Consider the following 7844-nt stretch of genomic DNA (forward strand, 5'->3'; position numbering starts at 1 on the left):
GGCAGGCAGGCAATAACCAGACCCAGATCGCCTTTAGACACCATGCCTTTCGGACGCAGGTGACGTTTACGCTTAGTAGACTTTTTAGTCAGAATATGACGCAGGTTCGCGTGCTTACGCTTGAAGCCGCCAGAAGCGGTCTTCTTGAAGCGCTTAGCGGCGCCACGTACAGTTTTAATCTTTGGCATTTTTACAAATATCCACTTCGCATTGTTAATAAAATGAATCAGACAGGCGAATAAAAATCCGCACAACGCAAGCGCTGCGCGGCTTTATTACTTGAAGGCCTACTGTTTCTTCTTAGGAGCGAGCACCATGATCATCTGACGACCTTCGATCTTCGAAGGGAAGGATTCGACAATCGCCAGATCCATGTCTTCACACAGATCTTTACGGACGCGGTTAAGCACTTCCATACCGATCTGCTGGTGCGCCATCTCACGACCGCGGAAACGCAGCGTGATTTTGGCTTTATCGCCCTCTTCCAGAAAGCGAATCAGGTTGCGTAGTTTGACCTGATAGTCGCCATCATCGGTACCAGGACGGAATTTGATTTCCTTAACCTGGATAACTTTCTGCTTCTTCTTCTGTTCCTTAGAAGACTTGCTTTTTTCATAAAGGAACTTGCCGTAATCCATGATACGGCAAACCGGCGGTTCGGCGTTCGGGCTGATTTCAACTAAATCTACGCCGGCTTCTTCAGCTTTCTCAATGGCTTCACGCAGGGTGACAATGCCAAGTTGCTCGCCGTCTACGCCAGATAAGCGCACTTCGGTAGCACGGATTTCGCCGTTGATACGGTTCGGACGTGTTGGTTGTACTCGTTTTCCGCCTTTAATAACCTGTTTCCTCTAATTGGTGAAGATGTCGGCTGCGAATCTCTTGTTGCAGCTTCTCAACAAACACATCTACGTCCATGCTCCCAAGGTCTTTACCACGGCGGGTGCGCACGGCAACTTTGCCTGCTTCCACCTCTTTGTCACCGCAAACCAGCATATAAGGGACGCGACGTAATGTGTGCTCGCGGATTTTAAAGCCTATCTTCTCGTTTCTCAAGTCCGCTTTGACACGAATACCTGCATTCTGCAGTTTCTTTGTCAATTCGCTGACGTATTCTGACTGACTGTCGGTGATATTCATCACCACAGCTTGCACTGGTGCCAACCAACTCGGGAAGAATCCAGCGAACTCTTCGGTCAGGATGCCGATAAAGCGCTCCATTGAACCGAGAATTGCGCGGTGAATCATCACCGGTGTCTGACGATCGTTGTTTTCACCGACAAAAGTCGCGTCCAGACGTTTCGGCAGGGAGAAGTCTAGCTGAACGGTACCACACTGCCAGGCGCGGTCGAGACAATCGTACAAGGTAAACTCAATTTTAGGGCCGTAGAAGGCGCCTTCTCCCGGCTGATATTCGAATGGAATGTCATTCTCTTTCAGCGCTTCTGCCAAATCCACTTCCGCACGATCCCACATTTCGTCGGTACCGATACGTTTTTCCGGACGGGTCGACAATTTAACCACGATTTTTTCAAAACCGAAGGTGCTGTACATGTCGTAGACCATGCGGATACAGCTGTTCACTTCATCACGTACCTGATCTTCGGTACAGAAGACGTGAGCATCATCCTGGGTAAAGCCGCGAACGCGCATCAGACCATGCAAGGCACCTGATGGCTCGTTACGATGGCAGCTACCAAACTCCGCCATACGCAGCGGCAGGTCGCGGTAGGATTTCAGACCCTGATTAAAGATCTGAACGTGGCCTGGGCAGTTCATCGGCTTGATGCAATATTCACGGTTCTCTGAAGAGGTGGTGAACATCGCTTCTTTATAGTTCTCCCAGTGCCCGGTTTTTTCCCACAGCACGCGGTCCATCATGAACGGACCTTTCACTTCCTGGTAGTCATACTCTTTCAGCTTGGTACGCACAAACACTTCCAGTTCGCGGAAGATGGTCCAGCCGTCATTGTGCCAGAACACCATGCCCGGAGCTTCTTCCTGCATGTGGTAGAGATCAAGCTGCTTCCCGATTTTACGGTGATCGCGCTTCGCCGCTTCTTCCAGACGCTGCAAATAAGCAGCGAGCTGCTTTTTATCCGCCCAGGCCGTACCGTAAATACGCTGCAGCATTTTGTTATCGCTGTTGCCGCGCCAGTAAGCCCCGGAGATTTTCTGCAGTTTAAAGTGATGGCAGAAACGCATGTTCGGCACGTGCGGACCGCGGCACATGTCGATGTATTCTTCATGGTGATACAAGCCAGGACGATCGTCGTGGCTGATGTTCTCGTCAAGAATGGTGGTTTTGTAGCTTTCGCCACGCTCAGCAAACACGTCACGTGCTTCCTGCCAGCTCACCTTTTTCTTCACTACATCGTAATTGCTTTCAGCCAGCTGGTGCATACGCTTTTCCAGCAGCTCAAGATCTTCCTGGGTTAAGGTATGTTCCAGGTCAACGTCATAATAGAAACCGTTATCAATCACCGGGCCGATAGCCATCTTGGTGTTTGGCCACAGCTGCTTAATCGCATGCCCTAACAGGTGCGCGCAAGAGTGACGAATGATTTCTAAACCGGCGTCGTCTTTAGCGGTAATAATCGCGACCTGAGCGTCTTCGGTGATCGGATCAACCGCATCAACCAACTCGCCATTCACGCGACCCGCGATACAGGCTTTCGCCAAACCCGGTCCAATATCCAACGCAATATCCATCACGCTGACCGGACGGTCAAAGCTGCGCTGGCTGCCATCAGGAAGAGTAATTACTGGCATTTCATATCCTTAATTGCAGTGGTAAGCCACACGAAAGCCTACATGCAAAAATGAGTTTTGTAGTGTGTAACCCGGCGTGATGTCAGACCCACGTTGTCGGAATGACGCCAGGAATGTAAAGCGGCGATGATAATAGCAGCTTTCGCCGCCGATCAAAACCCGTGCGGAGATTCGCTAACCTAAAGAGAAATAAAAAAAACCGCTGCGAGGCGCAGGCCTGGCAGCGGTGATTCACATCCGTCTCGCTTACATTGAGTATGAGAGCTGGATCGTGGTTTTGGTATCGGTACGATCCGGCGCAGATTCTGGCGGATTGTTATTCCAGGTCACGTTGTAGCCCAGCTTCAGCGCGAAGTGAGCATTGATGGCCACCTGCAGCGCAGTTTCTGAGTTCAGCGTGGTGTCTTCACCGAAGCTGCTCAGCACAGAAACACCCTGAATAAATTTGGTGGTATCTGTCAGCTGCCATTGATAGCTCACTGCACCATAACCCAATGCTTTGGTTTCATGGCCGCCTTCATGGAAATCGTCGTAACGCACACCCGGACCGAATTCAGCACGCAGCGAGTGAACCGGACCGTTAAGGATCTGACGACCGTAACCGGCGGTCAGTACATCGCGTGAGTCATAACCGTTGAAACGGTCGCTCAACCAGCTCGCCTGACCAAACAGGTAGTCGGCGCTGTTAAGGTTATAACGGCTACGGCCACCGATGTTGTAGGTCTCAGATGAACGCTCATCGTTAGAGGAGTTGTTCGAAGCGTTACCCCACAGGCTCAGTGCGGTGTTGGTTTGGTACCACGTCATATTGGTAGCCGCACTCAGCGAAGAACTGGTGGTGTTACCGGTTTGAGCCAGGTAACCCGCTGACGCACTGCCTTCAAACGGTTTTTTTGCCGTTGAAGGGTCATCCATGGAGGTGAAAACGGCGTTATCTGCAAATGCCTGGTGACAAAATGCTCCAGCAGAGAGCAATAAAACAGCGGACAGCTTGTTAAAGGCTTTCATTAAAAGTAACCCGTACGACAGTTTAAAAAACGAAGAGTCTGAAGCGTTTCTCCGGTCAATCAATGCAATTTACCGTAAGTTTTGTAAAAAAATATGTACCCGCAAAAAAAGCCAGAAAAGTCGCTGGACCGCTCTTTTAATGGGACTTTTCCCATTTTCGCTGCGCATTATAGGGGGCAATTACTCAAATAGCAGCCTGAAGGCTACAAGATTTTTCTGAACTCTTTTGACAAAGCTTTACCTGCCATTCCTACTGATGAATCGCCTAAAATTCGCTCTATCCTGCCCGCTGGTCTACGCTGAAATCTGTTCGATAACAATGAGGTGAATAATGAGCGACCATGATGTCAAACGTTACATTGTCACGCTAAAGTATCAGGAAAATGGACTTGGCGACTTGCAGTCAGTGAATAGCGCCATGATCAATGGCGGATACAGCACCACCTTAAGTGATGATGAGGGTCATCCGCATGAGCTGGGCACCAATAGCTTTGGCATTGTCAGCGCGTTAGAAGAGCATGAAGTGGCTGAGCAGGCCGCAGGATACGCGCAAATCGCTCTCGAACATAAACCTGAAGTCACCGTCACAACGCTAGAGGCATTTTTGAAAGAACAACCCTGACGCAGTGCAAAAAACGGCATCGACGCCAGGTTTGCTCAGGTTTTGCGCGTTACAATCGAACTCACGCAGCGAACAAAGAGGATTACCCGATGTGGTCAGCCATTAGTCGTCTGTTAAGCGAGCACGCCGGTGATGCTGAAATCACCGACCGTCAGGAACTTCCCGGTGGCGATGTCCATCCCGCCTGGCGTATCCGCTATGGCGAGTTAGATGTGTTCGTCAAATGTAACACCCGCGACATGCTCACCTTGTTTAGCTGGGAAGCCGATCAACTCGACCTGCTGGCGCGCACGCAAACCGTTCGCGTACCGAAGGTATATGGCGTCGGTAACGATCGTGATACCAGCTTCCTGCTGCTGGAATATATTCCGCCTCAACCCTTTACCGATCAGAGTGCCTTCCAGCTCGGCCAGCAGTTAGCGCATCTACACCAATGGAGCGAGCAACCGCAATTTGGTCTTGATTACGACAACAACATCACCACCTCACCTCAGCCGAATAGCTGGTTACGCCGCTGGTCGGTGTTCTTCGCTGAACAGCGCATCGGCTGGCAGCTGCAACTGGCTGCGGAAAAAGGCGGGCATTATGGCGATACCGAGCTGATTGTCGATTGTGTGCAGCGCACGTTAGCCAATCATCATCCGCAACCCTCTTTATTACACGGCGATTTGTGGCCCTCCAACTGCGCTGGCAGCGCAACCGGTCCGTGGCTGTTCGATCCCGCCTGCTATTGGGGCGACCGCGAATGCGATCTGGCGATGCTGAGCTACTACGCCGATTTACCGCGCCAGATTTATGATGGCTACCACGCGGTTTGGCCACTGGAAGACGGATTTTCGCAGCGTCAGCCGGTTTATCAGCTCTATTACCTGCTCAATCGCGCCAATGTGTTCGGCGGCAACTGGACGGGCGAAGCACAGTTCGCCATCGGCCAGTTGTTGGATGAAGATGTGTTGGGAGAACGTCAGGCCAGACCGGCCTGACGCGTTACAGCATGCCGAGCAGCTTCAGTACAAAGTAGCCGGCGATAGCGATAATGATCGGCAGGATGTAGAGCGGAAAAATCTGCAAGAAAATGGTGTGACGCGGCATATGGATTTTCTCTTCCAGCTGCGCTCGCGTACGCCCTTCACTGCCTTTGGCCTGTTCCATGATCAGCTGATCTTCAATGCCCTCTTTAATATGGCGCGACTGACGCCACATCCGCGCACCCGAAGCCTGCAGCGCAATCCCGACAAAAATCAGAATGTAGATCAGCCAAAAGCCGATATTCGCGCCGCCATTAAACTCCGGCACCGGCGAGTTCTGCCAAAACACATTAAGGAACGGCGTATTGAACTTCACCATGTCGACCATGACATGGACAAAATCGAGCATCACGGCATCAATGCCTGGCTGCTTTTCACTGTGCTTAAACATAAAGCTCAGCAGCGAAATAAGGGTGGATAACAGTGCTGGTATAAAAATCACCCAGCCAGCCACTCGCTTAAGGATGGCGATGCGGCCAGCCTGTTGGTAAGTCATGGTGTCTCCCTGAACCGAAAATAGTTTTGCCTAAGTCTACCTGCACTACTGCAATTTTTCCTGAAAAATGCGTGGCCTGCCGCAAGTCGGCTTTCTCCGGCACTCGTGCTAAGGTAAGCCAAATTTCCAAGGGAGCAGTTGTATGTCATATCGTCGTCCTGTATTGGCCGCCATCTTTGATATGGACGGATTATTGATCGACTCAGAACCGCTGTGGGATCAGGCGGAATTGGATATCTTCGCCAGCCTTGGCGTTGATATCACCCGGCGTCACGAATTGCCCGATACGCTGGGTCTGCGCATCGATCAAACCGTGCGCATGTGGTTTGAAGCGCTGCCGTGGAGCGGCCCGGATCAACAGGAAGTGACGCAACGCATCATCGCCCGCGCGCTGGCGCTGGTGGAAGAGACGCGTCCGCTGCTGCCTGGCGTGGAGCAGGCGCTGCAACTGTGCCAGCAGCAAGGTTTGAAAATTGGCCTCGCCTCCGCCTCACCGCTGCATATGCTGGAGCGCGTGCTGGAGATGTTTAATCTGCGCAAATACTTTGATGTGCTGGCGTCTGCGGAAGCGCTGCCGTACAGCAAGCCACACCCGCAGGTCTATCTCGACGCCGCAGCCAAACTGGGTATCGATCCACTGAACTGCGTGACGCTGGAAGATTCCTTCAACGGCATGATTGCCACCAAAGCCGCACGTATGCGCTCGATAGTGGTGCCAGCGGCCGGTCATCGCGATGATGCACGTTGGGCATTGGCCAATGTGATTCTCGATGATTTAACCCAGCTCAAACCCGAACATCTGCACGGTTAACCGCAGCCCGCATATCGCGGGCTTTTTTGTGCAATTTGATCGCACACGCAAATAAATAAAACATCGTTTCATTTTTATTGAATTCACATCTCATCCTGCCTAAGATGCCCAAAGACCCGCATCGGGACCACTTCCTTTGACTCTTAAGAGGCCTGAGATGGACATTCGTCAAAGCATTCATAGCGAACATGCCAAAACGCTGGACACTGACGGCCTACGCCGTGAGTTTCTGATCGACAAAATTTTCGACGCTGACAATTACACCCTCACTTATAGCCATATCGATCGCATCATCATCGGCGGCGTAATGCCGGTGCAGAAATCCGTGACCATCGGCCATGAAGTGGGTAAACAGCTGGGCGTCAGTTACTTCCTCGAACGCCGCGAGCTCGGCATAATCAACATCGGTGGGCCGGGACTGATTGAAGTGGATGGCAATACCTGGGAAATTGGGAATCAGGAAGCGTTGTATGTCGGACAAGGCGCGCAGAGCGTGATTTTCCGCAGTAGCGATGCCAATCATCCGGCGAAGTTTTACTACAACAGCACGCCGGCACACACTCATTATCCGGACAAAAAAATCACCCTCGCCGAAGCGGTGAAAGCCACTCTGGGCGACGCGGCCACTTCGAATCGCCGCACCATCAATAAATTCATCGTGCCCGATGTGTTACCAACCTGCCAGTTAACCATGGGATTAACCCGCCTCGATGACGGCAACCTGTGGAACACCATGCCGTGTCACACCCACGAACGCCGCATGGAAGTCTACTTCTACTTCGATATGGCCGACGACAGCGCCGTGTTCCACATGATGGGCCAGCCGCAGGAGACGCGTCATCTATTGGTCCATAACGAGCAAGCGGTGATTTCACCGAGCTGGTCGATTCATGCGGGCGTGGGAACGCAGCGCTATACCTTTATCTGGGGCATGGTGGGCGAAAACCAGGTATTTGATGACATGGACCACGTCAACATCAGCGCACTGCGCTAACAAGGAGCGAATCATGATACTCAACGCATTTAATCTTGCAGGCAAAATCGCGCTGGTCACCGGCTGCAATACCGGTTTAGGACAAGGCATGGCGCTGGGTCTGGCGCAGGCAG

Annotated in this window: 9 protein-coding genes and 1 pseudogene; 5 read left to right on the top strand and 5 right to left on the bottom strand. The window is 51.9% G+C overall.

Translation table 11 applies throughout. The features are described from left to right. From rpmI to RTY00_RS04640, 4 genes are all read right to left on the bottom strand, one after another. Nucleotides 1-188 (bottom strand): 50S ribosomal protein L35 (gene rpmI, locus RTY00_RS04625; protein ID WP_312663575.1); only part of this gene is annotated, 188 nt, incomplete at its 3' end. A gap of 99 nt (nt 189-287) precedes the next feature. After that, nucleotides 288-839 carry a translation initiation factor IF-3 gene (infC, locus tag RTY00_RS04630; RefSeq protein ID WP_036647992.1) on the bottom strand — a complete coding sequence of 184 codons (552 nt, stop codon included), beginning with the start codon at nt 837-839 and terminating at the stop codon, nt 288-290. Continuing rightward, on the bottom strand, nt 835-2772 hold the full coding sequence (thrS, locus tag RTY00_RS04635; RefSeq protein ID WP_007892653.1) for a threonine--tRNA ligase: 1938 nt from the start codon (nt 2770-2772) through the stop codon (nt 835-837). The genes infC and thrS overlap by 5 nt, the downstream gene beginning before the upstream one ends. A gap of 246 nt (nt 2773-3018) precedes the next feature. Then, nucleotides 3019-3780, bottom strand: a complete 762-nt coding sequence (locus RTY00_RS04640) for a YdiY family protein (RefSeq protein ID WP_008102936.1) — start codon at nt 3778-3780, stop codon at nt 3019-3021. Between the two features lie 331 nt (nt 3781-4111). On the opposite strand from RTY00_RS04640, the gene ghoS reads away from it, so the two are divergent. Beyond that, nucleotides 4112-4402 carry a type V toxin-antitoxin system endoribonuclease antitoxin GhoS gene (gene ghoS / locus RTY00_RS04645; RefSeq protein ID WP_312663576.1) on the top strand — a complete coding sequence of 97 codons (291 nt, stop codon included), beginning with the start codon at nt 4112-4114 and terminating at the stop codon, nt 4400-4402. A gap of 89 nt (nt 4403-4491) precedes the next feature. Beyond that, on the top strand, nt 4492-5385 hold the full coding sequence (locus tag RTY00_RS04650; RefSeq protein WP_312663577.1) for a fructosamine kinase family protein: 894 nt from the start codon (nt 4492-4494) through the stop codon (nt 5383-5385). Between the two features lie 4 nt (nt 5386-5389). Here the strand turns inward: RTY00_RS04650 and RTY00_RS04655 are convergent, their stop codons facing one another. Beyond that, nucleotides 5390-5926: a YniB family protein gene (locus tag RTY00_RS04655; protein WP_312663578.1), complete on the bottom strand. Its 537-nt coding sequence runs from the start codon at nt 5924-5926 to the stop codon at nt 5390-5392. Nucleotides 5927-6068: 142 nt separating this feature from the next. Between RTY00_RS04655 and hxpB the strand changes: the two genes are divergently transcribed. From hxpB to RTY00_RS04670, 3 genes and pseudogenes are all read left to right on the top strand, one after another. Beyond that, nucleotides 6069-6737: a hexitol phosphatase HxpB gene (gene hxpB / locus RTY00_RS04660; RefSeq protein WP_312663579.1), complete on the top strand. Its 669-nt coding sequence runs from the start codon at nt 6069-6071 to the stop codon at nt 6735-6737. A 157-nt stretch (nt 6738-6894) separates the two neighbouring features. Continuing rightward, complete coding sequence (kduI, locus tag RTY00_RS04665; RefSeq protein WP_312663580.1) at nt 6895-7731, top strand: 5-dehydro-4-deoxy-D-glucuronate isomerase; 837 nt, start codon at nt 6895-6897, stop codon at nt 7729-7731. A gap of 13 nt (nt 7732-7744) precedes the next feature. Further along, nucleotides 7745-7844, top strand: a pseudogene (locus tag RTY00_RS04670) (2-deoxy-D-gluconate 3-dehydrogenase); the annotation flags it as partial.

Origin of the sequence: Pantoea sp. CTOTU49201, assembly GCF_032054795.1 — a bacterium.
Lineage (GTDB): Bacteria > Pseudomonadota > Gammaproteobacteria > Enterobacterales > Enterobacteriaceae > Pantoea > Pantoea symbiotica.

Bases quoted from the DNA above. Each gene is read 5' to 3' on its own strand.
- RTY00_RS04640 (WP_008102936.1), bottom strand. From the start codon at position 3,780: ATGAAAGCCTTTAACAAGCTGTCCGCTGTTTTATTGCTCTCTGCTGGA.
- RTY00_RS04655 (WP_312663578.1), bottom strand. From the start codon at position 5,926: ATGACTTACCAACAGGCTGGCCGCATCGCCATCCTTAAGCGAGTGGCT.
- hxpB (WP_312663579.1), top strand. From the start codon at position 6,069: ATGTCATATCGTCGTCCTGTATTGGCCGCCATCTTTGATATGGACGGA.
- ghoS (WP_312663576.1), top strand. From the start codon at position 4,112: ATGAGCGACCATGATGTCAAACGTTACATTGTCACGCTAAAGTATCAG.
- RTY00_RS04650 (WP_312663577.1), top strand. From the start codon at position 4,492: ATGTGGTCAGCCATTAGTCGTCTGTTAAGCGAGCACGCCGGTGATGCT.
- thrS (WP_007892653.1), bottom strand. From the start codon at position 2,772: ATGCCAGTAATTACTCTTCCTGATGGCAGCCAGCGCAGCTTTGACCGT.
- kduI (WP_312663580.1), top strand. From the start codon at position 6,895: ATGGACATTCGTCAAAGCATTCATAGCGAACATGCCAAAACGCTGGAC.